Annotated in this window: 22 protein-coding genes; 4 read left to right on the top strand and 18 right to left on the bottom strand. The window is 65.3% G+C overall.

Features of this window, described 5'->3' with window-relative positions:
• Positions 1–153: 153 nt before the first annotated feature.
• The 4 genes from mdoH to pip all read right to left on the bottom strand — a co-directional run bounded on the left by mdoH (position 154) and on the right by pip (position 5895).
• A complete protein-coding gene (gene mdoH / locus AC2T4A_RS07200; protein ID WP_416751033.1) occupies positions 154–2727 on the bottom strand; it encodes a glucans biosynthesis glucosyltransferase MdoH in 2574 nt (857 codons plus the stop codon).
• Complete coding sequence (locus AC2T4A_RS07195; RefSeq protein ID WP_416751035.1) at positions 2720–4288, bottom strand: glucan biosynthesis protein G; 1569 nt, start codon at positions 4286–4288, stop codon at positions 2720–2722. Before AC2T4A_RS07195 ends, mdoH begins: the two co-directional genes overlap by 8 nt.
• A 201-nt stretch (positions 4289–4489) precedes the next feature.
• Positions 4490–4927 (bottom strand): D-aminoacyl-tRNA deacylase, encoded by a 438-nt coding sequence (dtd, locus tag AC2T4A_RS07190; protein ID WP_416751037.1) that lies wholly within the window; start codon positions 4925–4927, stop codon positions 4490–4492.
• Positions 4924–5895: a prolyl aminopeptidase gene (gene pip, locus AC2T4A_RS07185; RefSeq protein WP_416751040.1), complete on the bottom strand. Its 972-nt coding sequence runs from the start codon at positions 5893–5895 to the stop codon at positions 4924–4926. Before pip ends, dtd begins: the two co-directional genes overlap by 4 nt.
• A gap of 178 nt (positions 5896–6073) precedes the next feature.
• On the opposite strand from pip, the gene AC2T4A_RS07180 reads away from it, so the two are divergent.
• Both AC2T4A_RS07180 and AC2T4A_RS07175 read left to right on the top strand, forming a co-directional pair.
• Complete coding sequence (locus AC2T4A_RS07180) at positions 6074–6502, top strand: hypothetical protein (protein WP_486742985.1); 429 nt, start codon at positions 6074–6076, stop codon at positions 6500–6502.
• A gap of 7 nt (positions 6503–6509) precedes the next feature.
• Complete coding sequence (locus tag AC2T4A_RS07175; protein WP_486743656.1) at positions 6510–6974, top strand: NUDIX domain-containing protein; 465 nt, start codon at positions 6510–6512, stop codon at positions 6972–6974.
• A gap of 4 nt (positions 6975–6978) precedes the next feature.
• Here the strand turns inward: AC2T4A_RS07175 and AC2T4A_RS07170 are convergent, their stop codons facing one another.
• Genes AC2T4A_RS07170 through AC2T4A_RS07160 form a run of 3 tightly spaced genes read right to left on the bottom strand, consistent with a single transcriptional unit; the run spans position 6979 to position 9537 of the window.
• Positions 6979–7878 carry a transporter substrate-binding domain-containing protein gene (locus AC2T4A_RS07170; protein ID WP_416751046.1) on the bottom strand — a complete coding sequence of 300 codons (900 nt, stop codon included), beginning with the start codon at positions 7876–7878 and terminating at the stop codon, positions 6979–6981.
• A 39-nt stretch (positions 7879–7917) separates the two neighbouring features.
• The gene (locus AC2T4A_RS07165) at positions 7918–8268 is read right to left on the bottom strand and encodes a RidA family protein (RefSeq protein ID WP_486742984.1); all 351 of its coding nucleotides are present in this window, start codon (positions 8266–8268) and stop codon (positions 7918–7920) included.
• Between the two features lie 24 nt (positions 8269–8292).
• Entirely contained in the window at positions 8293–9537 is a 1245-nt protein-coding gene (locus tag AC2T4A_RS07160; protein ID WP_486742983.1) for a D-amino acid dehydrogenase, read from the bottom strand.
• Between the two features lie 63 nt (positions 9538–9600).
• Here AC2T4A_RS07160 and AC2T4A_RS07155 point away from each other — a divergent pair, with 63 nt between their 5' ends.
• Positions 9601–10581: a LysR family transcriptional regulator gene (locus AC2T4A_RS07155; protein ID WP_486742982.1), complete on the top strand. Its 981-nt coding sequence runs from the start codon at positions 9601–9603 to the stop codon at positions 10579–10581.
• A 98-nt stretch (positions 10582–10679) separates the two neighbouring features.
• On the opposite strand, the gene hutG is transcribed toward AC2T4A_RS07155, so the two are convergent.
• The 9 genes from hutG to AC2T4A_RS07110 form a co-directional block, all read right to left on the bottom strand.
• On the bottom strand, positions 10680–11483 hold the full coding sequence (gene hutG / locus AC2T4A_RS07150; RefSeq protein WP_486742981.1) for an N-formylglutamate deformylase: 804 nt from the start codon (positions 11481–11483) through the stop codon (positions 10680–10682).
• Positions 11484–11595: 112 nt separating this feature from the next.
• Complete coding sequence (gene hutI, locus AC2T4A_RS07145) at positions 11596–12792, bottom strand: imidazolonepropionase (protein WP_486742980.1); 1197 nt, start codon at positions 12790–12792, stop codon at positions 11596–11598.
• Complete coding sequence (gene hutH, locus AC2T4A_RS07140) at positions 12789–14321, bottom strand: histidine ammonia-lyase (RefSeq protein ID WP_486742979.1); 1533 nt, start codon at positions 14319–14321, stop codon at positions 12789–12791. The genes hutI and hutH (AC2T4A_RS07140) overlap by 4 nt, the downstream gene beginning before the upstream one ends.
• 49 nt (positions 14322–14370) lie before the next feature.
• The gene (locus tag AC2T4A_RS07135) at positions 14371–15186 is read right to left on the bottom strand and encodes a quaternary amine ABC transporter ATP-binding protein (RefSeq protein WP_478379771.1); all 816 of its coding nucleotides are present in this window, start codon (positions 15184–15186) and stop codon (positions 14371–14373) included.
• Positions 15183–16037: an ABC transporter permease gene (locus tag AC2T4A_RS07130; RefSeq protein ID WP_038803328.1), complete on the bottom strand. Its 855-nt coding sequence runs from the start codon at positions 16035–16037 to the stop codon at positions 15183–15185. Before AC2T4A_RS07130 ends, AC2T4A_RS07135 begins: the two co-directional genes overlap by 4 nt.
• 206 nt (positions 16038–16243) lie before the next feature.
• The gene (locus AC2T4A_RS07125) at positions 16244–17152 is read right to left on the bottom strand and encodes an ABC transporter substrate-binding protein (protein WP_486743655.1); all 909 of its coding nucleotides are present in this window, start codon (positions 17150–17152) and stop codon (positions 16244–16246) included.
• Between the two features lie 142 nt (positions 17153–17294).
• Positions 17295–18707 (bottom strand): purine-cytosine permease family protein, encoded by a 1413-nt coding sequence (locus AC2T4A_RS07120; RefSeq protein ID WP_486742978.1) that lies wholly within the window; start codon positions 18705–18707, stop codon positions 17295–17297.
• A 111-nt stretch (positions 18708–18818) separates the two neighbouring features.
• Positions 18819–20486, bottom strand: a complete 1668-nt coding sequence (hutU, locus tag AC2T4A_RS07115) for a urocanate hydratase (RefSeq protein ID WP_486742977.1) — start codon at positions 20484–20486, stop codon at positions 18819–18821.
• A 461-nt stretch (positions 20487–20947) separates the two neighbouring features.
• Entirely contained in the window at positions 20948–21964 is a 1017-nt protein-coding gene (locus tag AC2T4A_RS07110) for an ABC transporter substrate-binding protein (RefSeq protein WP_478377749.1), read from the bottom strand.
• Positions 21965–22200: 236 nt separating this feature from the next.
• Here AC2T4A_RS07110 and hutH (AC2T4A_RS07105) point away from each other — a divergent pair, with 236 nt between their 5' ends.
• Positions 22201–23730 (top strand): histidine ammonia-lyase, encoded by a 1530-nt coding sequence (hutH, locus tag AC2T4A_RS07105; RefSeq protein WP_478377748.1) that lies wholly within the window; start codon positions 22201–22203, stop codon positions 23728–23730.
• 237 nt (positions 23731–23967) lie between these two features.
• Here the strand turns inward: hutH (AC2T4A_RS07105) and AC2T4A_RS07100 are convergent, their stop codons facing one another.
• Positions 23968–24558 carry a HutD/Ves family protein gene (locus tag AC2T4A_RS07100; protein ID WP_486742976.1) on the bottom strand — a complete coding sequence of 197 codons (591 nt, stop codon included), beginning with the start codon at positions 24556–24558 and terminating at the stop codon, positions 23968–23970.
• Complete coding sequence (gene hutC, locus AC2T4A_RS07095) at positions 24555–25265, bottom strand: histidine utilization transcriptional repressor HutC (protein WP_416749152.1); 711 nt, start codon at positions 25263–25265, stop codon at positions 24555–24557. The genes AC2T4A_RS07100 and hutC overlap by 4 nt, the downstream gene beginning before the upstream one ends.
• Between the last annotated feature and the right edge of the window lie 230 nt (positions 25266–25495).

The following is a 25495-nucleotide window of genomic DNA, read 5'->3' as shown; positions in this document are numbered from 1 at the left end:
TGCGCGCAAAAGGGTGCGAAGCGTACCCCATGCGGCGGATATCTCAATCTTTTCTGGATAGCTGGCGCAGGGTACCAGCAGCGGTGCGCGGGGAAAACAGGGGAAACCGGCGAGTCGCCCTCATCCCCGCAGCGGGGATGAGGGCGACTCGGCTCAGGATTGCGCGGCGGGCAGCGCCATGGCGCCCTGCTCCGCGACCGGAGCCAGGGGTACGGCCGGGGCATGGGCATCGGCCTTCAGCGATTGCCGCCAGGGACCGATCCACTGCTCCTTGTCACCTTGCCAGAGCGCCAGGTGCAGGCGCGACAGCGCCACCGGGTCGCTCAGCAGTGCCAGGCGGCGGTTGCCGTCGAGCTGCTCGGGGCCGGCTTCCAGCGCCTTCTCGACCAGCGCGGTGCGGGTCGATTCGATAGCGGCGGACTGACCGTGGCGGGCAGTGCCCATGGCGCAGGCCAGGGCATTGAGCACCGGGTCAACGGCGGAGCGGACGAAGCCGTCCTTCAGCGCCTGCCAGCGGTTCTGATAGGTGTACTCGTCGGTGGCACGCAGCTCGCGCGGGGTGTCGTATTCCTCAGGAATCAGGAACAGCTTCTCGTCGCGCGACGCCAGGCCGAGCTTGACCCGACTGCTGATCACCGAGACCGGGATCGACAGCATCAGGGCACCGACGATGGGCGACAGCCACCACAGGAAGCGCGGGTTCAGCCATGCCACCAGCAGCGCCCAGCACAGGCCCAGCAGGGTCTGCAGGCCGTGGCGGCGGATCGCCTCACTCCACGGCGTGTCATCGTCGTCACGCTGCGGCGACTTCCACTGCGCTTCCCAGCCGAGGAACGCGGCCAGCACGAAGCGGGTGTGGAAGAGCATGCGCACCGGCGCGAGCAGCACGGAGAAGAACATCTCCAGGAGCATGCTCAGGGTGACCTTGATCACGCCACCGTAGCCCTTGGCGCCCTTGGCCCAGATCAGCATGACGCTCAGCAGCTTGGGCAGGAACAACAGGGTCAGGGTGGTGGAGAACAGGGCGATGGCCTTTTCCGGGTGCCACTGCGGCCAGATCGGGAACAACTGGCGCGGCTCCAGGAAGTACTGCGGCTCCATCAACTGGTGCACCGCCAGCAGTGCGGTGGACAACACCAGGAAGAAGAACCACAGCGGCGCCGACAGGTAGGACATCACACCGGTGAGGAACACCGCGCGGTGCACCGGGTGCATGCCCTTGACCAGGAACAGGCGGAAGTTCATCAGGTTGCCGTGGCACCAGCGACGGTCGCGCTTGAGCTCGTCCAGCAGGTTGGGCGGCAACTCCTCGTAGCTGCCCTCCAGGTCGTAGGCGATCCAAACGCCCCAGCCGGCGCGGCGCATCAGCGCAGCTTCGACGAAGTCGTGGGAGAGGATCGCACCAGCGAAGGAGCCCTTGCCCGGCAACGGCGCCAGGGCGCAGTGCTCGATGAAGGGTTTCACCCGGATGATCGCGTTGTGGCCCCAGTAGTGGGATTCGCCCAGCTGCCAGAAGTGCAGGCCGGCGGTGAACAGCGGACCGTAGACGCGGGTGGCGAACTGCTGCATGCGCGCATAGAGGGTGTCCATGCCCGACGCCTTGGGCGCGGTCTGAATGATGCCAGCCTCGGGGTTGGCCTCCATCAGGCGCACCAGCTTGGTCAGGCAGTCGCCGCTCATCACGCTGTCGGCGTCCATGACGACCATGTACTTGTACTGGCCGCCCCAGCGACGGCAGAAGTCGTCGATGTTGCCGCTCTTGCGCTTCACCCGGCGCCGCCGGCGGCGGTAGAAGATGCGACCGAAGCCCAGGGCTTCCTTGCACAGCTCGATCCAGGCTTTTTCTTCGGCCATGGCGATATCGGGCTGGTTGGTGTCGCTGAGCACGAAGAAGTCGAAGCGATCCAGCTCACCGCTGGCTGCCACCGACTCGTAGGTCGCCCGCAGGCCGGCGAAGACGCGCGGAACGTCCTCGTTGCAGATCGGCATGACGATGGCGGTACGCGCATCGGCGGCAATCGGCTCGCTACCCGCGCTGCTGCCGGAAATGCGGTAGCGGTCGCGGCCGGTGAGCAGCTCCCAGAAGCCCATCAGGGCGGTCCAGAAGCCTGCCGAGACCCAGCAGAAGAGGATCGCGAAGAGCGCCAGCACGCCGAACTGGATGGCGTACGGCACCACCTGTTCCAGGGTTTGCAGCCAGGTCTGGCGATTGATTTCTTCCAGGTCGACGAAGGCCCAGCCCTGGTAGGGCAGGATGCCTTTCATGTAGTAGGTGGCGACGGTGGTCTGGCCGAGCATGAGCAGGACCAGAATGAACCGGCGCAGCGAACCCACTCGCTGCCAGCGCGCCTTGGGCAGGTCGCGGGAGGGCTTGGCGGGGTTGCTGCGTCCGGTCAGGCGGCGCCAGCCGCGCATGATCGGGTTGGTCCGCCAGGGTTCGGGGATCACCTTGGTGCGCTGAATCGGCGGCGCGGCCTTGAGGTACGTGCGGCCGTTGTCGTCCATGCCCAGCATCTGGGCATCGTCGAGGTCCTGGCCATACCCATGGCGCAGTCGCGCACCGACCGAAGCCAGCGCAGCGTCTTCGCCTTGTACATCGCCAGCGAGCTGCTCATGCAGCTCGCTGATGGAACCGGCCTGGGCCAGCCGCTCACGCTCCTGCGCCGAAAGGGGCAGGTGCGCGAGGTAGTCGGCCACCGGCGCGGTGGTAGCGGTGGAGTTATTCATCGGCAGGCAGCTGGTAGCTCCAGGTTTCGGAAATGGTCTGGCCGCCGTTTACCAGCGCAGCGCGCATTTCCGTCGGCTTCTTCGGATCCTTGACCTTGATTCGCAGGGTCAGACGCCAGCCCTTGGTCACTGCGTTGTAGCGCAGTGCGTTTTCCTTCACCTCGGCATTGTCGTCGGTGCTCACCTGGGTGCTTACCGGGGCATCACCGGCCAGCGCCTTCAGGGTCGGGCCGACGAAGTCGACGACCAGGGCGACGCTGCCGTCAGGCTGACGGATCAGGTTCTTCTGCTTGACGTCGCCGACCGAGCGCAGGGTCTGCATGACCCAGGCGTTCTTCGCGTCGTGCAGGGCTTCCTCGTCCTTGGTCCAGCGCATGCGGTAGGCGAAGTCCAGCGGCTCGCCGGCTTCCGGGCGCTTCTCCGGGTTCCAGAAGGCCACGATGTTGTCGTTGGTTTCGTCCGGAGTCGGGATCTCCACCAGTTCGACAGTACCTTTGCCCCAGTCGCCCTGCGGCTCGACCCAGGCAGACGGACGCAGGTCGTAGCGGTCGTCCAGGTCTTCGTAACGGGAGAACTCACGACCGCGCTGCAGCAGGCCGAAGCCACGCGGGTTCTCGACACTGTAGGCGCTGACGGAGAGGTGTTTCGGGTTGTTCAGCGGACGCCAGATCCACTCGTCGTTGCCAGCATGAATCTGCAGGCCGTTGGAGTCATGCAGTTCCGGACGGAAATTGTGCTCCGCGGACGGCTGGTTGGAGCCGAACAGGAACATGCTGGTCAGCGGCGCCAGGCCCAGCTTGCTCACCTTGTCACGCAGGAACACGCGGGCCTTTACGTCGACCACGGTGTCGTTGCCCGGACGGATGGTGAAGCGGTAAGCGCCGGTCGCACGGGGCGAATCCAGCAGCGCGAAGATCACCAGGTGCTTGTCCTTGGGCTTGGGCTTCTCGATCCAGAACTCGCGGAAGCGCGGGAATTCCTCACCCGACGGCAGCGCGGTGTCCAGCGCCAGGCCACGGGCGGAGAGGCCCCACCACTGGTCCTTGCCAATGATGCGGAAGTAGCTCGCGCCCAGGAAGGTGGCGATCTCGTCCTGCTTGTCGGGGGAGTTGATCGGGTACAGCAGGCGGAAGCCGGCATAGCCCAGATCCTTGGTGGCATTGGCGTCGAACTTCAACGATCCGAAGTCGAAACGGGAGGGATCGTACTTGATTTCCTTGACGTCGGTTGCCGTGACTTCATTGATCTTCACCGGGGTGTCAAAGTGCATGCCCTGGTGATAGAAGCTGATCTTGAAGGGGGTCTTCTCGTCGGCCCAGTAAGCCTTCTCGTTGCGGAAGCGAATCTGCTGGTAATCGGCGAACTTCATTTCGCTGAATTCCGATGGCAGGTTGCTCGTCGGTGCGCTGTACTTCTCAGCAGCCAGCGCCTTGGCCTTTTCGCCAACGTCGTCGAGATTGAAGGCCCAGGCATGGGTAGCGCTCAACGCCAACAGGGCGGAGCCGACCAGTCCGCGAAGGATTTGGCGCGAAAGCGGTTGTTGAACGGAACGGAAAATCACGAGTCCCCCTCGTCCGTGAACACAAAACGATTAAAGCCAGCAAAGGCGATGCCAATCTGCTGGCGATTGAATTCCGACCCCGGTGAGCCTGAATGATTCCCCGATATTTTCCACGGGTACTTCCGGCTCCCGGAGGCGCATTGTTCTAAGTGCATAAGCCCTAACCATCATCCCACGGCGATATGACAAGCTGCCGCGCGTTCAAGCCTCCAGTAGAAAGGTCACCGGGCCGTCATTGACCAGGTGGACCTGCATGTTGGCGCCAAAACGGCCAGTGGCGACCAGCGGATGACGCTCTCGCGCCTGTTCCACGAGTAGATCGAACAACGCGGCGCCCTTTTCAGGTGGCGCCGCGCTGGAAAAGCTCGGCCGCAGCCCCTTTCGGGTATCCGCGGCCAGGGTGAACTGCGAAACCAGCAGCAGGCCGCCGCCGACATCGCTCAATGAAAGGTTCATTTTACCTTCATCGTCGCCAAACACTCGATAGTTAAGCAGCTTGTGCAACAAACGGTTTACTGAAGCCTCATCATCCTGGGGCTCGACGCCCACCAGGGCCAGCAGCCCATGGTCGATGGCGCCGACGATTTCGCCCTCGACCTCGACACGGGCGCCACGCACCCGCTGGATCAAACCCTTCATTCAGCCTCCGGCGGCAGGTTCAGCAGGCGCCGGCCGATTTCGTTGGTGGCGCGCACCAGCGCGTCGGTGATGCCCGGCTCGCCCGCCACGTGGCCGGCGTCGCGGACAATCTGCAGCTCGCTGTTGGGCCAGGCCTTGTGCAATGCCCAGGCGTTGTCCAGCGGACAGACCACGTCGTAGCGGCCATGGACAATCACACCCGGCAGGTGGGCGATCTTGTGCATGTCGCGCAGCAACTGGTCGGGCTCGAGGAAGCCGTCGTTGACGAAATAATGGTTCTCGATGCGCGCAATGGACAGCGAGCGATGCGGGTCGGAGAAGCGCTCGACCACTGCCGGGTTCGGCCGCAGCGTGGCGGTACGTCCTTCCCAGGTGGACCAGGCGCGAGCGGCGTGCATCTGCGCGATCTGGTCAGGGCCGCTCAGGCGGCGATGGAAGGCGTGCAGCAGGTCGTCATGTTCGTCGGCGGGAATCGGCGCCAGGTAGTCTTCCCAGTAATCGGGGAACAGGCGGCTCGCGCCTTCCTGGTAGAACCAGCGGATTTCCTGCGGACGGCAGAGGAAGATACCGCGCACGATCAGCGCCAGCACGCGCTCAGGGTGGGTCTGGGCGTAGGCCAGCGACAGGGTGGAGCCCCAGGAGCCGCCGAACAGCACCCACTTGTCGATACCCAGCAGTTCGCGGATGCGCTCGATATCCTGCACCAGGTGCCAGGTGGTGTTGTTCTCCAGGCTCGCGTAGGGCGTGGAGCGGCCACAGCCACGCTGGTCGAAGGTGACGATGCGGTAGATATTGGGATCGAAGAAACGCCGCGACATGGCATCGCAACCGGAGCCCGGGCCGCCATGGATGAACAGAACCGGCAATCCGTCGGGCGTACCGCTCTCGTCCACATAGAGGACGTGCGGTTCCTCGACGGCCAGTTCATGGCGCGCGTAAGGCTTGATTTCCGGATACAAAGTTTGCATGGCTCGCTCCTGGATCAGTACGTACGGTCGCTCCGGACCAGTAACCATCCTAGGGCCTGTCGCCACCTAATAGAAAGTCGCGTTGCCGCGGCGCAACTTCCATTGAAAGTCTTCGGCCCCCACGGTGTCGGGCATGATACTCGGGCCAGCGAAAAACCGATAAGGGAGTTAGTGAGCCATGCCACGGAAGTTGTTTCTTTCTCTATTGCTGATGCTGCTCACCCTGGCCGGCTGCGGCCGGGACGACCCGCGCGCGCAACTGGACGCGGCCGTCAAGCAATTGCAGGACAACCTCGAAGCCAAGAATAGCGGGGCCGTGATCGAACAGCTGGCCGGCGATTTCCGCGCCAACGGCGAGTTCGACCGCGACTGGGCCAGGCGCACCATGACGCTGATGTTCCTGCGTCACCAGCAGGTCAAGGTGATCCTGCTCAGCAGCGAGAGCCGGATCGACCCGACCTATGCCAACCGCGGACATACTGACGCGCAGGTCGCCCTTACCGGCGCCGAGAACCTCATCCCCGATAGCGCCGGGCATTACTCGGTAAAGCTGGAATGGTGGCGCGAGGGATCGGAATGGAAACTGGCGAGGCTCGACTGGCAATGACTTCCCCCTGCAACATCGTATCCGCGCAGCCGGGCTGCTGGTGCGCGACGACGAAATCCTGTTGGTGCGCCACGAGGTCGCCGGCGATGTGTACTGGATTCCGCCGGGCGGCGGCTTCGAGTCGGACAAGGACCAATCCACCCGCGACACGGTGCGCCGCGAGTGCCGGGAGGAAACCGGGCTCGCCGTGGAAGTCGGCCCGCTGGTCTATGTGCGCGAGTTCGCCGAGCCGGTGGCCGGGCGCTTCCACATGGAGCTGTTCTACCGCGTGGATGCCTGGGATGGCCGCGTCAGCCTGGACAACCTGCGCGGCCTGGGTGGCGACGAATTCGATATCCGCGAAGTCGCCTGGGTACCGCGCCAGGAACTGGCGCGCCTGCCCTCCTACTACCCCGCCGAATTGCTCGACGATGTATGGGAACGTCTGGCCGAGGCGCAACCACTGATCCGCCACCTCGGCCTGCAACGCTAGCGGATTACTGCACCGGTTCGCTGGTGGGCTTGGCGATGATCGCCTGCAACTCGGCGGTCATGGGGAACTCCAGGTTGAGGTTCTTCGGCGGAATAGGCTGCTCGAACCAACGCTGGTAGATGCCCTTGATCTCGCCCGAGGAGTACAACTGCGCCAGCGTCTCATTGACCAGTGCGAGGAATTGCGGATCGTTCTTGCGCACCATGCAGGCGTAGATCTCCCGCGACTGCGGCTCGCCCACCACCACCCAGTGGTGCGGGTCGCGCGCCTTGGCCTTTTCGCCGTAGAGCAGCGCATCGTCCATGTAGAAGGCCACGGCACGGCCGGACTGCAACATGAGGAAGGCCTCGCCGTGATCCTTGGCGCTGACCACGTTCATGCCCAGCTTGTGCTCGGCGTTGTAGGCCTTGAGATAGCGCTCATTGGTGGTGCCGGCGGTGGTCACCACGTTCTTGCCCTTCAGATCGGCGAAGTCCCGGATGCCGCTGTCCTTGGCGGTCAGCAACTGGCCCTTCACGTAGATGAAACCATAGGAGAAGGCGACCTGGTTCAGACGCTCAGCGGTCACGCCGGTGGAGCCGCATTCCAGATCCACGGTGCCGTTCTGCACCAGCGGGATGCGCGTCTGCGAAGTCACCAGGTTGTACTTCACGGCAAGGTCCGGCTTGTCGAGCTTCTGCTTGATACGTTCGACCACCTTGCCGGCCAAGTCCACCGAGTAGCCCATGGGCTGGCCGCTGTTATCGCCCAGGTACGAGAATGGCACCGAGGCATCGCGATAACCCAGGGTTATCGCACCTCGGTCAGCGACCTTCTTCAGCGTGCCGTCCAGTGCTTCGTTCGCCTGCGCCAAAGCGCAAACCAGGCTGGACGCCGCCAGCAATCCCAGTGCAAGTCGTTTCATCGGTTCGATCCCTCTTGTTGTTGTGAGTCGGATTGAGGTTCAGGGCCGCGCGGCAATCACAGTGATCTCCACCAGCACCGACGGCCGCGCCAGCAGCGCCTGTACCGTGGTACGGGTCGGTGCACAGCCTTCGGGCAGCCAGGCGCACCAGACGCTGTTCAGGGCTTCGAAATCGGCGCCGATGTCCTTGAGGTAAATGGTCGCGCTGAGGATATTCGCCTTGTCGGTGCCAGCTTCAGCCAGCAGTGCATCGATCTTCGCCAGCACTTCGCGGGTCTGGCCCTGGATATCGGTGGCCTGACCGGGTACCTGCCCGGAGAGGAACACCAGCGAGCCGAAGACCATAGCGCCGGAAAGGCGGTCGTTGGTGGCGATGCGTGTGAGTTGCATGGTGAGTCTCCCAATTCGATGGAATCAGCCGGCCAGCCGCTCGGGCGTCAGGCCACTGGTGTCGATGCCGGGCTTGCGCCCACCGATCTGCGCGGCGATCAGTTGCGCACTGCCACAGGCCAGGGTGAAACCGAGCGCGCCGTGACCGAGGTTCAACCACAGGCCGCGCGGCCCGCAGGCGCCCACCAGCGGCACGCCGGTGGGCGTGGCCGGACGCATGCCGGCCCATTCGATGGCGGCGCTGTAGTCGCAGGCGTCGGGCAACGTGTCCGCCGCCTGCTGGCGGATCAGCGCCAGGCGCTTGGGTTCCAGGCGCGGGTCGAAACCGACGATGTCGACCATGGCGGCGATGCGCAGCTGGTTGCCGATGCGTGCGTAGACCACCTTGCGGTCGTAGTCCGTCAGGCTCACGTCCGGCGCGTGGTCACCGGCGCGGATCGGCGCGGTCAGGCTGTAGCCCTTGAGCGGATAGAGCGGCAGGCGCGGCCCGCCCGGCAGCAACGCGGCGCTGCGATAGCCGGCGGCGAGGACGACATGATTGGCCTCGAAGCTCTGACCGCCCGCCTCTACTCCAGCCACGGCGCCGTTGCGCAGAAGCAGCTTCGATGCCGGATGTCCATAGACAAGGCGGCAACGGCCGGACGCCTGGAGCCCCTCGGCCAGCCGCTGGCAGAACAGGTAGCAGTCAGCGACCTCCTCGTCCGGCGTATGGATGCCGCCAACGAAGGGCGCGCGCTCCAGCGCCGGGTCCAGCTCGCGGCACTGTTGCGCGGACAACACGAATTGCGCGGCAGGATCGGACAGGTTCTGCCGCGCGCTGCGGAAGCTGCCTTCGTCACGGAAGGCCACCAGCTTGCCGTTGCGCCGCCAGTCGAAACCCGCCAGCCCGTCCTCGCGCCACTGCGCCAGCGTGGTCTGGCTGAACAGGGCGAGGCGCAGCAGGTGCTTCGCGTTGGCCTGGTTTACCGAACGCCTGCAGGCCGCGGTGAACTCCATCAGCCAGCGCCACTGCGCTGGGTCCAGGCGCGGGCGCAGACGCAGCGGCGAATCCCCGCGCAGCAGCCAGCCCAGCGCCTGCTGCGGCACGCCGGCATCGGCCAGCGGCGCGACATAGCGGTAGGACAGTTGGCCGCCGTTGGCGAAACTGGTTTCCAGCCCCGCCTGATCTCGCGCCTCCAGCACGGTGACGTCGAAGCCTTCCCGGACCAGCGCATGCGCTGTGGCCAGCCCGACCACGCCCGCGCCGATGATGCAAACCCGCTGTGCCATTGCCGCCTCACTGCCCGTTCAATCCTGGCCTCGACCTTAGGCCCGGGTGACAGGCGGCGAACAATGAATAAACATGGGCACCCCATAACCTTGCGTTATACGCGCAGAAGATTCACACAAGGGAAGCCGACCATGCGCCTGCGCCATATCGAAGTGTTCCAGGCCATCCGCGAGACCGGTTCGGTCAGCGGCGCCGCGCAACTGCTGCACGTCTCCCAGCCGGCGGTGACCAAGGTGCTGCAGCACGCCGAGCAGCAACTGGGCTTCCCGCTGTTCCTGCGCGTGCGCGGCAAATTGCAGGCAACGCCCGAAGCGCTGGAACTGGAGCGTGAGGTAGCGAAAGTGACGGAAAGCCTGCAGGGCGTTCGCCGCCTCGCACAGAGCCTGCGCGGCCAGCCGGAGAACCGCCTGCGCGTGGGCGCCACGCCAGCCCTGGCACTGTCGCTGCTGCCACCGGTGATCCGCGAATGGACCGACCGCTACCCGCAGAGCAGCTGCGAACTGGCCACTCAGCATTCCCGCGAGCTGATCCAGAACCTGCTGATGCGCGAGCTCGACCTCGCCCTGACCCTGCAGCAGACCGACCATCCCGGCCTGCGCTCGCAGCCCATCGCCAGCGGCCCGCTGGTAGCCCTGGCGCCGCGCGGGCACTGGCCGGAAGGTCGCTTGGGCAAGGCGCTGACGCTGGGCGAATTGGCCGGCGAGCCGATGATCGGCCTGTCCACCTCCGACCCGCTCTCAGCACGTCTGGAAAGCCACCTGGCCAACGTCGAACCACCGCCACGCGTGCGCATCGCGGTACAGACCTACGCGTTGGCGCGCACGCTGGTGGAAGCCGGAACGGGATTGGCGCTGGTCGATCCCTTCACCGCCCTGGGCGCGGACGAGAAACTCACCGCGCTGCGCCCGCTGTCACCACCGGTGAAGGTCACGCTCTACGCCCTCACCCGCGCCGACGAGACGCCGCCACACACCCAGGCGCTGCTGTTGGAGATGCTGGTGCGTCACGCCGAGGGACAACTGGCGCAGCACCGCTTCGCATAAAAGACAGCCCCCTGCCGAACCAGGGAAGCGCCGCCGGGATGCGTGGTCCGGCGGCGCCGCGCCGACAAGCCCTGGCGCGGCAGGAGGCTGTGTAAAACTCAGCGACCGTAGCGTTCGCGGCCCCAGGCGATGAATGTTTCCAGCATGCGCCGGAGTACCTGGGCGGTCGGTGCGGCGAGGTCTTCACGGTAGCCGAAGGGCGCGTGCTCATCCATGTAGTTGCACTGGGCGAGTTCCAGCTGCACCGCGTGAACGTTGTCCTGCGGCTGGCCGTATTGACGGGTGATGTGGCCGCCCTTGAAGCGGCCGTTGAGGATGTGGCGGTAGGCCGGTGCGTCGGCACAGACCGCCACCAGTCGCTCGGCTAACTCCACGTCACAGCTGGCGCCGCTGTTGGTGCCGATGTTGAAGTCCGGCAGCTTGCCGTCGAACAGGTGCGGGATCACCGAGGCGATCGAGTGGGCATCCCACAGCAGCGCGTAGCCGAATTCTGCCTTCAGGCGCGCCAGCTCGTCGGCCAAGGTGCGGTGATACGGCGTCCAGACTTCGGCAAGGTAACGCGCGCGCTCCTCCGGCGACGGCGCCTGGCCGTCCTTGAACAGCGGGCGGCCGTCGAACAGGGTGTCCGGGTAGAGGCCAGTGGTGGCGGTGCTGTACAGCGGCTTGTCGTCGGCCGGGCGGTTGAGGTCGATGACATAGCGCGAGAAGCCGGCAGCCAGGGTGCTGGCGCCCAGTTCCTCGGCGAAGGCGTAGAGCCGCGGGATGTGCCAGTCGGTGTCGGCCAGCTCGCGGGCTTCATCCACCAGGCCGGCTTCCACAGTCGGAGTCAGGCGGATGCCGGGGTGCGGCATGCTGACCAGCAGCGGGACGCGGCCGCGTTTGAATTCGAGAACGTTATCCATGGGGTCTATATCCAACTCTGGCGAAGAAGAACCTGTAGGAGCGAGCTTGCTCGCGAACAGATCCGCTGCGGAGCCAGGTTCGCGAGCAAGCTCGCTCCTACAAGAACCAAACTCACAGTTCTTCGCCGTGACGAATGACGCGTTTGGGCAGGTCGCCACCGAGCCAGTAGGCAAGCTCGGCAGGACGCTGGATGTCCCAGGCGATGAAGTCGGCGACCTTGCCCGCTTCCAGGCTGCCGTGGCTGTCGGCCATGCCCAGCGCTCGTGCGGCGTTGAGGGTCACGCCGGCCAGTGCTTCTTCCGGGGTCAGGCGGAAGGCGGTGCAGGCCATGTTCAGCATCAGGCGCAGGGACAGCGCTGGCGAGGTGCCGGGGTTGAGATCGCTGGCGATGGCAATGTTCACGCCGTGTTTGCGCAGGGCATCCATCGGCGGCAGCTGGGTTTCGCGCAGGACGAAGAAGGCGCCGGGCAGCAGCACGGCAACGGTGCCGGCTTCGGCCATGGCAATGGCGTCGCTCTCGTCCATGAACTCCAGGTGGTCGGCGGACAGTGCGCCATACCGCGCGGCGAGGCTGGAGCCATGCAGCGACGACAGCTGCTCGGCATGCAATTTCACCGGCAAGCCCAGGCGCTGGGCAGCCTGGAATACCCGCTCGACCTGCGCCGGGGAAAACGCCAGGTGCTCGCAGAAGGCATCCACCGCGTCCACCAGACCTTCCTCGGCCAGGGCCGGAAGGATGTGGCTGCAGACCTGATCGATGTACTCATCCGCACGCCCGGCGTATTCCGGCGGCAGCGCGTGGGCGGACAGGCAAGTGGTACGCACCGTCACTGGCAGCTCCTGTTCCAGGCGGCGTGCCACGCGCAGCATGCGGCGTTCGCTGTCCAGGTCCAGGCCGTAGCCGGATTTCACTTCCAGCACTGTCACGCCATCGGCCAGCAATGGGCGGGCGCGCTTGATGGCGTTGGCCAACAACGCTTCCTCGCTGGCCTCGCGGGTGGCGCGCACGGTGCTGGCGATGCCGCCGCCGGCCGCCGCAATGTCCGCGTAGCTGACGCCGTTCAGGCGCTGCTCGAACTCACCGCTGCGGTCGCCGCCGAACACCAGGTGGGTGTGGCAGTCGATGAATCCGGGCGTGACCCAGGCGCCGCCCAGGTCAGTGCTCTGTACCGGGCGCTCGGGCAGCTCGGCGCGCGGACCGATCCAGCTGATGCGCTCGCCCTCGGTGATGATCGCGGCATCCTCGATGATGGCGTAGCGGCCATCCTTCATGGTCGCCGCGTGGCAGTGGTGCCAGAGGTGTTTCATTGCAGCCTCCCGATGCTCGCGCCGATGCTCTCCAGCGCTGCCGGGTCGGCCAGCAGTGCGGTGGCACGGTCGATGTCCGGCGCCAGCCAGCGGTCGCTGTCATAGGCCGGCACCTGTTCGCGCAACAGGCTCCAGGCGCAGTCGGTGCCGGCGCCGAAACGTTGTGGCTTGAGGAATTCAAAGGCCTGGGCAGCCAGCAGGTATTCGATGGCGAAGATGCGCCGGGTATTGTCGATGGCGCGGCCGAGCTTGAGAGCGGCGCTGGTGCCCAGGCTCAGGTGATCCTCCTGCAGGCCGGAGGTGACGAAGTTGTCCACCACCGCCGGCTGCGCCAGCTGGCGGTTCTCGCCGGCCAGGGAGGCGGCGACGTATTGCACGATCATCATCCCCGAGTTGACGCCCGGCTGGCTGACCAGGAAAGCCGGCAGGCCGCTGACCAGCGGGTTGATCAGACGGTCCAGGCGGCGCTCGGCAACGCCGCCCAGTTCGGCCACGGCGATCGCCAGCAGGTCGGCGGCCATGGCGACGGATTCGCCGTGGGGGTTGGCCTGGGAGACGACGCGGTAGTCGTCCGGCGTGCCCAGCACCAGCGGGTTGTCGGTGGCGGAGTTGAGTTCGGTCTCGATCTGCTTGGCCGCGTGCTCCAGCTGGTCGCGGCACGCACCGTGGATCTGCGGCATGGAGCGAATGCTCAGGGCGTCCTGGGTGCGAATGCCCTTGCTGCTGGCGATGACCTCACTGCCTTCGAGCAGCGCCCGCAGGTTGGCACCGACCTTCTGCATGCCCGGGTGTGGCTTGAGCGCGATGATCTCGGCGTCGAAGGCATCGATCTGCCCGCGCAGGGCTTCGAAGCTCATGGCGCCGATGACATCGGCCCACTGCGAGAGGCGCGTTGCGTCGTCGAGGGCAAGACAGCTCAGGCCGGTCATGCACGGCGTGCCATTGACCAGGCAGAGCCCGTCCTTGGCACCCAGCTGCACCGGTTCCAGTCCTTCGGCGGCCAGCGCGCGGGCAGCAGGAACGATCTCTCCGCGGTAGCTCACGTCGCCAATGCCCAGCAGCGCCACGCCGACGTGGGCCATGTGGGTCAGGTAGCCGACCGAACCCTGGGACGGCACGCGCGGGGTGATGCCGTGGTTGAGCAGCGCCAGCAGCGCTTCCACTACTCGGCGGTGCAGGCCGGATTTGCCGTGGCTGTAGTTGGTGATGGCGGCAGCAATGATCGCGCGGGTCTGCTCAACCTTCAGCGGTTCGCCCACACCGCAGGCATGGCTGAGCAGGGTGTTGCGCGACAGCTGCGCCAGTTGCTCGCCCTGCAGCACCACATTGCACAACGCGCCCAGGCCGGTGCTGATGCCATAGGCCCGTTCACCTCGGCTGACGATGCGTTCGACGATGCCGTGGGCGTTGTCGATACGCGCCCAGGCCGCCGCCGACAGTTGCAGGCGCGCGCCGTGGCGCGCCACCGCGACCAGGTCCTGCCAGCGCAGCGGGCCGTTGCCGAGGGTGATGGTGGAAGAGGACGACATGCAGAACTCCTGTAGGCGGGGAAGCCCCCTTCCCCGCCGGTGAATGGCGTTAGATAGCGGCGACGCGGCGCTGAACGAAGCGGTCGACGTACTCGTCGGCAGGCTTGTGCAGGATGTCGGTCGGCGCGCCGACCTGGATCAACTGGCCGTCCTTGAGGATGGCGATGCGGTTGCCGATGCGCACGGCTTCATCGAGGTCGTGGGTGATGAAGACGATGGTCTTGTGCAGAGTCTTCTGCAGCTCCAGCAACTGATCCTGCATGTCGGCGCGGATGAGCGGGTCGAGGGCGCTGAAGGCTTCGTCCATGAGGATGATGTCGGTATCCGCCGCCAGCGCGCGGGCCAGGCCAACCCTTTGGCGCATGCCGCCGGAGAGCTGGTGCGGGTAGGATTTCTCGTAGCCCTTCAGACCCACGGTGTTGATCCAGTGCAGCGCGCGCTCCTGGCACAGCGCCTTGCTCTCGCCACGAATCTTCAGGCCGTAGGCGACATTGTCGAGCACACTCTTGTGCGGCAGCAGGCCGAAGCTCTGGAACACCATGCTGATCTTTCGCCGGCGGAAGTTCTCCAGCGCGGCGGCGTCGTAGCCGAGCACGTCCTCGCCATCGACCAGGATCTGCCCGCTGGTGGGGTCGATCAGGCGGTTGAAGTGGCGCACCAGGGTCGACTTGCCGGAACCGGAGAGGCCCATGATGACGAAGATTTCCCCGGCCTCGATGGACAGCGAGAGGTCGTTCACCCCGACCACGCAATCGGTGGCGGCCAGCACCTCGGCCTTGCTCTTGCCCTGGCGGATCATCGCCAGCGCCTGGTCGGCCTTGGCGCCGAATATCTTGTAGACGTTCTTGACCTGGATCTTGCTCATTTGCTGGCCTCATGGTGGCGCGAGCGGCCGTAAGCCTGGGTGATGCGGTCGATGACCACGGCGAGGATGACGATGGCCAGACCCGCTTCCAGGCCCTTGCCGACGTTGAGGGTCTGGATGCCCACCAGCACGTCCTCGCCCAGGCCACGGGCACCGATCATCGAGGCGATGACCACCATCGACAGGGCCATCATGGTGGTCTGGTTGATGCCGGCCATGATGCTCGGCAGCGCCAGCGGCAGCTGCACGCCGAACAGCTGCTGGCGGCGGTTGGCGCCGAAGGCGGTGATGGCTTCCATCACTTCGCGGTCGACCTGACGGATGCCCAGGTCGGTCAGGCGGATCAGCGGCGGCGCGGCGTAGATCACGGTAGCGAAGATCGCCGGTACCTTGCCCAGGCCGAACAGCATCAGCACCGGAATCAGGTACACGAAGCTGGGCATGGTCTGCATGATGTCCAGGAGCGGCAGCAGGATCGCCCGGAAGCGGTCGCTGCGTGCGGCGAGAATGCCCAGCGGAATGCCGATCAGCACCGAGATGATGGTCGCGACCATCATCAGTGCCAGGGTCTGCATCAGCTTGTCCCACAGGCCCACGGCGCCCACCAGGAACAGCAACCCGACGATCACCACGGTCGGCAGGATGCGCCGCGTGGCATGCCAGGCGATGCCCGCGACGATGGCCAGCATCAGCCACCAGGGAGTGGCCCGCAGCACGCTCTCCAGGTTGACGATGGCCCACAGCAGGGTGTCGGAGATATGGCGGAACACGTCGCCGTAGTTGGTAACCAGGGCATCGACCCAACCGTTGACCCAGTCGGCGATGGAGAAGGTGAAGCGTTCGGGAAACATGGCACGTACTCGTCAGGAGTGGGCATCACCGGGGATATCGTGCATCCCCGAAATCGGCAGCGTGAGCACCTGCCCCTGATCTGCTGCGCTAGGCCAGGCGGCGTTGAAAGCCGGTTCGGACTGCTCATTTACTGCGAGTAAACTCCGCGTCCTCACCGCCTTTCGCCTTGCCTGGCCGTCGCTCGCGACGATCAGGGCTCAGGTGCTCAGAGCGCGGCCTGGACCTTCTTCGCAGCGTCCTCGCTGACCCAGGTGGTCCACACTTCCGGGTGTTCCTTGAGGAAGGCCTTGGCCAGTTGCTCGGAGGTCAGTTTCTCCTTGGCCATCTTCGCCAGGTTCTGGTTCAGCAGGTCGATGGGCAGGTTGACCTTCTCCAGCACCGCCACCAGTTCAGGCGCCTGATCGTGGAAGGCCTTGGACAGACCGACCTGGATCTTCACGTCCTTGTTCACGCCCGGCTCATCCAGCTTCACCAGGTCGGCCTGGCCCATCAGCGGCGTCGGCGACCAGTAGTAGAAGAGAATAGGCTCCTTGCGCTTGTAGCTCGACAGCACGGCGGCATCCAGGGCCGGGCCGGTGCCGGGGCGGAAGTTGGTGAATTTGTCCTCGAGGCCGTACTTCTTCAGCATCTCGGAGTTTTCCAGCTCGCAGGTCCAGCCGGCCGGGCAGTTGTAGAAGCGGCCCTTGCCCGGCTCCTCCGGGTCGCGGAAGACTTCGGCGTACTGGGCAAGGTCGGTGACGGCCTTCAGGTTCGGCGCCTTGGCTTCGATATTGCGCGCCTTGTCGCCCTCGATCACGAAGCGCGGTACGTACCAGCCCTCGGTGGCGCCGACGATGGGCGCGCCCACGCCGACCACCTTGTTCGCGGCGGCGGCCTTGTTCCAGGCGTCGCTGCGGCCGATCCACTCTTCGCTGAAGATCTGAATGTCATTGTTGGCCAGGGCCTGCTCCATGGTGATGGAGTTGCCCGGCAGGCTGTCGGTTTCGCAGCCGTAGCCGTTCTTCAGGATGATCTGCATGAGGTCGGTGAGCAGCATGCCGCTCTCCCAGTTCAGCCCGGCGAATTTCACCGGCTTGCCACTCTCGCACCAGCCGGCGGCCTGGGCCGATGCCATGGTGCCGCCCAGCAGACCGGCGGACAGGAACAGGCCCAGCAGCGTCTTCTTGGTGTTGTTCATCTGATGCTCCTAAACGTGAATGAGGTTGGGCAGTGCAAGGGCCGCGCGGGCTTGTGGCCGCGCGGCCGGGCCGGTCTGTTCAGGTGCGGGCCGGCAGGATCAGCCGGTCCGGTACTGCCCGCGTGACGCGGCGGGCGACCAAGTAATAGAGAACGGCCGGAACCACGAGGCCGATGATCCAGGAGATATCCACGCCACCCAGGGCTTCCACCAGCGGGCCGGTGTAGAACTTGGTGGAGATGAACGGCAACTGCACCAGCACACCGATCACATAGACGCCGATGCCGGCAACGTTCCAGCGGCCGTAGCGGCCGTCGGGATCGGCCAGCGCCGGCACGTCGTAGTGCTCGCGGGTGACACAGTAGTAGTCCACCAGGTTGACCGCGCTCCACGGGGTGAAGAAGGCCAGCAGGAAGAGGATGAAGGACTTGAACGCGCCGAGGAACGAATGCTGGCCGAGCAGCGCGATCAGGGTCGCGGCGCCGACGATCAACAGGACGAACACCAGGCGTTGCACACGGCTCACTTCCAGGTGACCACGGAAGCCGCTGATCACGGTGGCGATGCACATGAAGCTGCCGTAGGAGTTGAGCGTCGAGATGGTGATCTTGCCGAAGGCGATGCTGAAGTACAGCAGCGCGGCGACGGCGCCGCTGCCGCTCAGGCCGACGATGTAGGCCACTTCATGGCCGGCGAATTGGCCGTTGGCCCCGGCCGCGGCGAACACGCCGAAGATCATCGCCACTTGCGCGCCAATCACCGAGCCTGCGCCCACGGCGAGGAAGGTTTTCACCGACGATGTCTTGCTCGGCAGGTAGCGCGAGTAGTCCGCGACATACGGCCCGAAGGCGATCTGCCAGGACGCGGCCAGGGACACCGCGAGCAGGAAGCTGCTCCAGCTGAAATGACGAATCTGCAGCAGCGCGCTGACATCGGTCTGGTTCATCAGGCGGCTGAACAGGTAGACAAAGGCGATCACGCCGATGACGCTGGCGATGCGGCCGATGACGTGGATGACGCGATAGCCGAGCACGGTCACCAGCACGATGACGCTGGCAAACATCAGGATGCCGACGCTGTCGCTGACGCCGAACAGCTGGCCCAGCGCCTGGCCGGACAGCACGGTGCCGGTGGCGGTGAAGCCCAGGTACATCAGGCATACCAGCACGATCGGGATGGCCGCGCCGTAGACGCCGAACTGCACACGGCTGGAGATCATCTGCGGCAGGCCGAGCTTCGGTCCCTGGGCGGCGTGCAGCGCCATCACGCCACCACCGAGCAGTTGACCGATGAGCAGGCCGATCAGCGACCAGAACACATCGCCGCCCAGCACCACGGCCAGGGCGCCGGTGACGATGGCGGTGATCTGCAGGTTGGCGCCCAGCCACAGGGTGAACTGGCTGTACAGCTTGCCGTGGCGCTCGGCCTCGGGGATGTAGTTGATCGAGCGCACCTCGATCAGGGGTTTGGAGCTATCACTGGCCTGGGACATCGTTATTGTTCTCCCGAAGGGATTCTTGTCGGTCGATGTACTGCTGCTTTACGGACCGGGCCGCCGCACCACGCCGTGCGGCGGCCCTCTCCCTGGTCCTGAACTGCTGGATTACTTGCCGGTGATCATCGGCAGGTTCAGGCCCTGCTCCTTGGCGCAATCAATCGCGATCTGGTAGCCGGCATCGGCATGGCGCATTACGCCGGTGCCTGGGTCGTTGGTCAGCACACGGGCGATGCGCGCGGCGGCCTCGTCGGTGCCGTCGCAGACGATCACCATGCCCGAGTGCTGGGAGAAGCCCATGCCCACGCCGCCGCCGTGGTGCAGCGAGACCCAGGTGGCGCCGCTGGCGGTGTTCAGCAGGGCGTTGAGCAGCGGCCAGTCGGACACGGCGTCGGAGCCGTCGCGCATGGCTTCGGTTTCGCGGTTCGGGCTGGACACCGAGCCGGAGTCGAGGTGGTCGCGGCCGATCACGATCGGCGCCTTCAGCTCGCCGCGACGGACCATCTCGTTGAACGCCAGGCCGAGCTTGGCGCGCTGGCCCAGGCCGACCCAGCAGATGCGTGCCGGCAGACCCTGGAAGCTGATGCGCTCCTTGGCCATGTCCAGCCAGTTGTGCAGATGGGCGTCGTCCGGGATCAGTTCCTTGACCTTGGCGTCGGTCTTGTAGATGTCCTCGGCATCACCGGACAGCGCCGCCCAGCGGAACGGACCGACGCCACGGCAGAACAGCGGGCGGATGTAGGCCGGGACGAAGCCGGGGAAGTCAAAGGCGTTGGCGACGCCTTCTTCCTTGGCCATCTGGCGAATGTTGTTGCCGTAGTCGAAGGTCGGCACGCCCTGCTTCTGGAATTCCAGCATGGCCTGGACGTGCACGGCCATGGATTGCTTGGCGGCCTTCACCACGGCGGCCGGGTCGGTCTGCGCGCGGTCGCGGTACTGTTCCCAGGTCCAGCCGGCCGGCAGGTAGCCGTTGAGCGGGTCGTGGGCGGAGGTCTGGTCGGTGACCATGTCCGGGCGCACACCGCGCTTGAGCAGTTCCGGGAGGATTTCTGCGGCGTTGCCCAGCAGGGCGATGGAGATGGCCTTGCCTTCGGCGGTGTATTTCGCGAGGCGCGCCAGGGCGTCGTCGAGGTCCTTGGCCTGCTCGTCGACGTAGCGGCTGGCGAGGCGGAAGTCGATGCGGCTCTGCTGGCATTCGATGTTCAGCGAGCAGGCACCGGCCAGGGTCGCGGCCAGCGGCTGGGCGCCGCCCATGCCGCCGAGGCCGGCGGTGAGCACCCACTTGCCTTTCAGGTTGCCGTCATAGTGCTGGCGGCCGGCTTCGACGAAGGTTTCGTAGGTGCCCTGAACGATGCCCTGGCTGCCGATGTAGATCCACGAGCCTGCGGTCATCTGGCCGTACATGGCCAGGCCCTTGGCATCGAGTTCGTTGAAGTGTTCCCAGTTGGCCCAGTGCGGCACCAGGTTGGAGTTGGCGATCAGCACGCGCGGGGCGTTGGAATGAGTCTTGAACACGCCGACCGGCTTGCCGGACTGCACCAGCAGGGTCTCGTCATCATTCAGTTGCTTCAGGGTCTCGACGATCTTGTCGTAGCACTCCCAGTTGCGCGCAGCACGACCGATGCCGCCGTACACCACCAACTCCTTCGGGTTCTCGGCGACTTCCGGGTCGAGGTTGTTCATCAGCATGCGCAGCGGCGCTTCGGTCAGCCAGCTCTTGGCGTTCAGTTGGGTGCCGCGCGGGGCACGGATTTCGACGTCGCGGAATTTGGTCACGGAAGGCTCCTTCGCTTGCTCGGATCGTTAAGCCGGTGAGGGCTTTGGCGGTTCGTTGGACGGTGCCGAGGGACTCGCCACCATCATGTCTATGCTTGTATGTACAAGTATAAGCAAAGGAAAGGCCAACCTTGCCTGACGGAGCCTTTCGCTCACCCAGGCCAATAATCAACTACTTGATTTGTAAGGATAAAAAACGAAATAGCGGAAAGCTCGGGCGACTGACAGAAACTGCCGTCTGACAGACAAGCGCACCAGAAGAAGGCTTGCGTGCACCGTTTCGTTGCGTTCGGTAACACCGCTCGCTACGAAGGGACACAGGTTGTATAGACAAGCTCTTCTTGCGCAGGAATGGGAAGTTCGCGGCGGCGATGATCGCGAGCAAGCTCGCTCCTACAGGTTCGGGGGTAGCGCTTTTATGTAGGAGCGAGCTTGCTCGCGAACCTCTGCAAACCCGGTGCCTACTTCAACGCTGCATCGATCCTCCCCGCCGCCTCCGCCGTCACCCACTTCGACCACAACTCCCGGTGCTCGCGGAAGAACGTCGCCCGCACGTCCGCCACATCACGGTGGTGCTCGGCCATGTCTGCCAGCAGCGCGTTGAACATCGGCAAGGGCAGCTCGACCTTTTCGAATACCTGCACCAGCGCCGGCGCCTTGTCGTGGAAGTCGCGGGACACGCCAATGCTGATCTTCGCCGGCAGCGAGCGCGAACCCTTGGGGTTAGGGTCGTTGGCATCGGTCAGGGTCTTCCATGCCGCCTCGTCGAACGGTGGTTCCTCCAACTGCACCAGCTTGAAGCGCCCCAGCAGCGGCGTCGGCGCCCAGTAATAGAAGAGCACTGGCCGGCCCTGGGCGATGGCCGAACTGATCGCTGCGTCCAGCGCGGGCCCGGCGCCGGTACGGAAGTTCACGTAACTGTCGTCCAGCCCGTAGGCCTTGAGCTTCTGCGTGTTGACGATTTCGCAGGTCCAACCGGTGGGGCAGTTATAGAAGCGGCCCTTGGCCGGCTCCTCGTCATCCTTGAATAGCGCCTTGTACCTGGGCAGATCGCTGACGGACTTCAGCCCCGGCGCCAAGGCCTTGATACCGCGCTTGGCATCGCCGTGCACCACGTAGTCGGGCACCCACCAGCCTTCGCTGGCGCCCTTCACCGTTTCGCCGACGGAGAACACCTGGCCGGCCTTCTCCGCCTCCTGCCACACGGTGCTGCGCCCGGCCCACTGCTCGCCGGTGACCTGGATGTCGTTCTGCTTGAGCGCGTTCTCCATGGTCACGGTGTTACCCGGCACGGCATCAGTCTCACAGCCGTAACCTTTCTCCAGGATGAAGCGCAGCACCTCGGTGGTGAACATGCCGCTTTCCCAGTTCAACCCGGCGAATACCACGGGTTTCGGATAGGGACAGCCGGCGGCGAAGGTCTGGGCACAGAGCCCGAAGGCCAGCAGCAGGGCGAACAGGCAACGGATGGCAGGCATTGGGTAGCTCCAGGCGCGGCGATGTCCCTATGGGTTTAGCCGCCGATCCACGGTTTGCCCACGACCATCGGACTGGAAATGCCACCGGCGGTGACATTCACTCAACCCTGAACCGCCGCACAGCCAAGTGAATCACCGTGGAACCGGCCCTGGCGCGCCATGGCACAGCGATTGCTATACCTGTATATACAGGAACACAATCCACGGTAACACTTCACCGAATCCAGGATGCTGAAATGTCCGAAACCCTGCTCTTGACGCCCGGCCAGTTCGACCTCGACCAACTGCGCGCCATCTACCAGCACCAACCCGACCTGCAGCTCGCCGAAGAGTGCCGCGACGCCATCCTGCGCAGCGCGCAGACGGTCAGCCAGATCATCGCCGACCAACGCACCGTCTACGGCATCAACACCGGCTTCGGCCTGCTGGCGCGCACCTCCATCGCCGAGGACCAGCTCGCCACCCTGCAGCGCAACCTGATCCTCTCCCACTGCACCGGCACCGGCCCGCTGCTGGACGACGCCAGCGTGGCACTGATCATGGCGCTGAAGATCGGCTCCCTGGCGCGCGGCTTCTCCGGCGTCGGCCTGCCGGTCATCGAAACGCTGCTCAAGCTGTACCAGGCGCGGGTCTACCCATGTATCCCGTCGCAAGGCTCGGTGGGGGCCTCGGGCGACCTCGCGCCGCTGGCGCACCTGTCCTCGACCCTGCTGGGCGTCGGCCAGGTGCGCCACGAAGGACGTATCCTCGAGGCCCGCGAAGGTCTCGCCATCGCTGGCGCCGAACCCCTGGTGCTGGGCCCCAAGGAAGGGCTCGCGCTGATCAACGGCACCCAGGTCTCCACCGCGCTGGCCCTGCGCGGGCTGTTCGCGGCAGAGCGGCTGTTCATCTCGGCGGTGGTCGCCGGCAGCCTGACCGTGGAAGCGCTGAAAGGCTCGTTCGTGCCCTTCGATGCACGCATCCAGGAAGTGCGTGGCCAGCCGGGGCAGATCGCGGTGGCCGCGCTGTACCGCGAGCTGCTCCACGACAGTCCTATCAACCAGTCGCACATCGACTGCAAGCGCGTGCAGGATCCGTATTCGCTGCGCTGCCAGCCGCAGGTGATGGGTGCTTGCCTGGATCATTTGCGTTTCGCTGCAGGCGTTTTCCTGCGCGAGGCCAATGCGGTTTCCGACAACCCGCTGGTATTCAGCGCTGACGGCGATGTTCTGTCAGGCGGTAACTTCCATGCCGAGCCGGTGGCCATGGCGTCGGATGTACTTGCGCTGGCGATCTCGGAGATCGGCGCGCTGTCCGAGCGGCGCATCGCCCAGTTGGTGGACCCGGCCATGTCCGGCCTGCCGGCGTTCCTGGTCAAGGAAGGCGGGCTGAACTCCGGCTTCATGATCGCCCAGGTCACCTCGGCGGCGCTGGCCTCGGAGAACAAGACCTGGGCGCACCCGGCCTCGGTGGACAGCCTGCCGACTTCGGCGAACCAGGAAGACCACGTCTCCATGGCTACCTTCGCCGCCCGCCGCCTGCAGGACATGGCCGGCAACAGCGCCGGGGTGGTCGCCATCGAACTGCTGGCCGCCGCGCAGGGCGTGGACTTCCACGCACCACTGCAAAGCTCGCCGCAGCTGCAGGAAGTGCGCACGCTGATACGCAGCGAAGTGCCGCACTACGAGCAGGACCGCTACTTCGCCCCGGACATTGCCGCGGCGCGGGCATGGGTCGAAGAGGGGGTGATGAGTCGGTGGATCAATTACTCGAGGTTGTACGAGTAACGGGGCCGGAATTGTCGCGACCAAGCCACAAAGGCCCCTCTCCCCCGCCCTGGCTGCGCGCCCCGCTCCGAAGGGAGAGGGCGCTGTCCGTACCGGCTGACGCCAACGTTTTATCCTGCGCCGAGCGGTCCCCTCTCCCTTCAGGGAGAGGGTTAGGGAGAGGGGAAGGTCGGCGCCAAGCACAATGTTGGAGCTGACCAAAAATACAAAGGGCACCTCGAAGGCGCCCTTTCCTGCTTAACCTGCTTGAAGTTCGATCACACAGATATCCGCCTTGCCCGCCACCTTCAATCGCCACTCCCGCAGCGAGCTTTCGCCCTCTGCGATCAAGGTGTCATGCAGGCCCAGCACACCGGCGGCCGTGCCGTTCAGACGGGCGTGAATCCCCTCACCCGCACTGAACAGCAGTACTGTCGACGCGCTGCTGAAGAAATGCGTCTCGCAGTCCAACCGCAGCCACTGCAAGCGTGCCCGATAGCGAGTGGGCGAATAGATCAGGTTGAAGTCGCGGATCGCACCGCCCAACAACGTGCAGTCCACCGCACTGGCGCCATCGAAGGCGAAGGCATCGAGTGCGCGCAGGTCGCGGGAGTCGACGCCATCTACCTTCAGCCGCATGCCTTCGCCTTCCAGCACGCTGATGACGCGCTGGTAGCCGGTGAACGCGGAGAATGGGCCCGGGGCACCAACGTCGGCAATGGAGACGCGCCAGCCGAAACCTTCCAGGCCGTCGCCGGCGTCACGGACGATCTCGCGGGTGGTGCCCGCGCCGTTCTTCCAGGGCATCGCCGGATAGTCGGCGGCGCGCAGAATTCGCACTTCACTCATGAACTGAAACGTCCTTCCAGGCGGTAGCGCGAGCCCGGATACAGCAGGCGCGCGCTGGTCACGGTATTGCGTCCCGACCAGGTGCGCCGACGGATCAGCAGGCACGGCTCGTGGCGGTCGACGGACAACAGTTTGCATTCCTCGGGGCTGGGCAGCACCGCCTCGACCACGTGCTCACCCTCGCTCAGCGGCGCGACCTGGGTGAGGTAGGCGAACGGCGTCTGCCCGGTGAAATCCTGCTTGAGGTAGTCCGGCGCCACGGCCGCGTTGACGTAGCGATCCTCGATCTGCACCGGGATATCGTTCTCGTAGTGCACGATCACCGAGTGGAAGATGCGCTGCCCTTCGCGCACGTCCAGCGCCAACGCACGCTCGGCGCTGGCCAGCTCTTCGACCAGGCTGACCACCACCAGGTGGTGCTTGTGGCCGCGTGCTGTGATTTCCTCGGCGATGTTCTGCACCTGGAACAGCGCGGACTGGCCCTTGGGCTCGGCAACGAAAGTACCCACGCCCTGCATGCGCACCAGCAGGCCGTCGGCGGTCAGCTCGCGCAGCGCCCGGTTGATGGTCATGCGGCTGACGCTCAGCTCATCGACCAATTCCGCTTCGGACGGCACACGATGGTGCGGCGGCCAGGTGCCGGACTGGATCTGCTGGATGATCAGCTGTTTGACCCGGGCATACAGCGGCGCGGGAATTTCCCCCATCTGCGCGGCGAGCGACGAACCCTCGGCGGGCGGGGTAGGCGTGGGCGATGCGGGCACGGGAAACTCCTTGTCGTGGCGACGGTATTCTTTCTTTGGAGGGCGACTGCGGTCTGACTCCGGCATGTACCGGATTCGACCGGTGCATACAAGCCCTCTGACGACCGCCGGGTTGTCTTGCAGTTTACGGTCCCGGCAAACGTCTGTATATGTATATACAAATTCCCCGCTTA

Source organism: Pseudomonas sp. PVC-3-1 (assembly GCF_057444315.1).
Note: the sequence above shows the minus strand (reverse complement) of the source record. Positions and strands in the feature narration are given on the sequence as shown.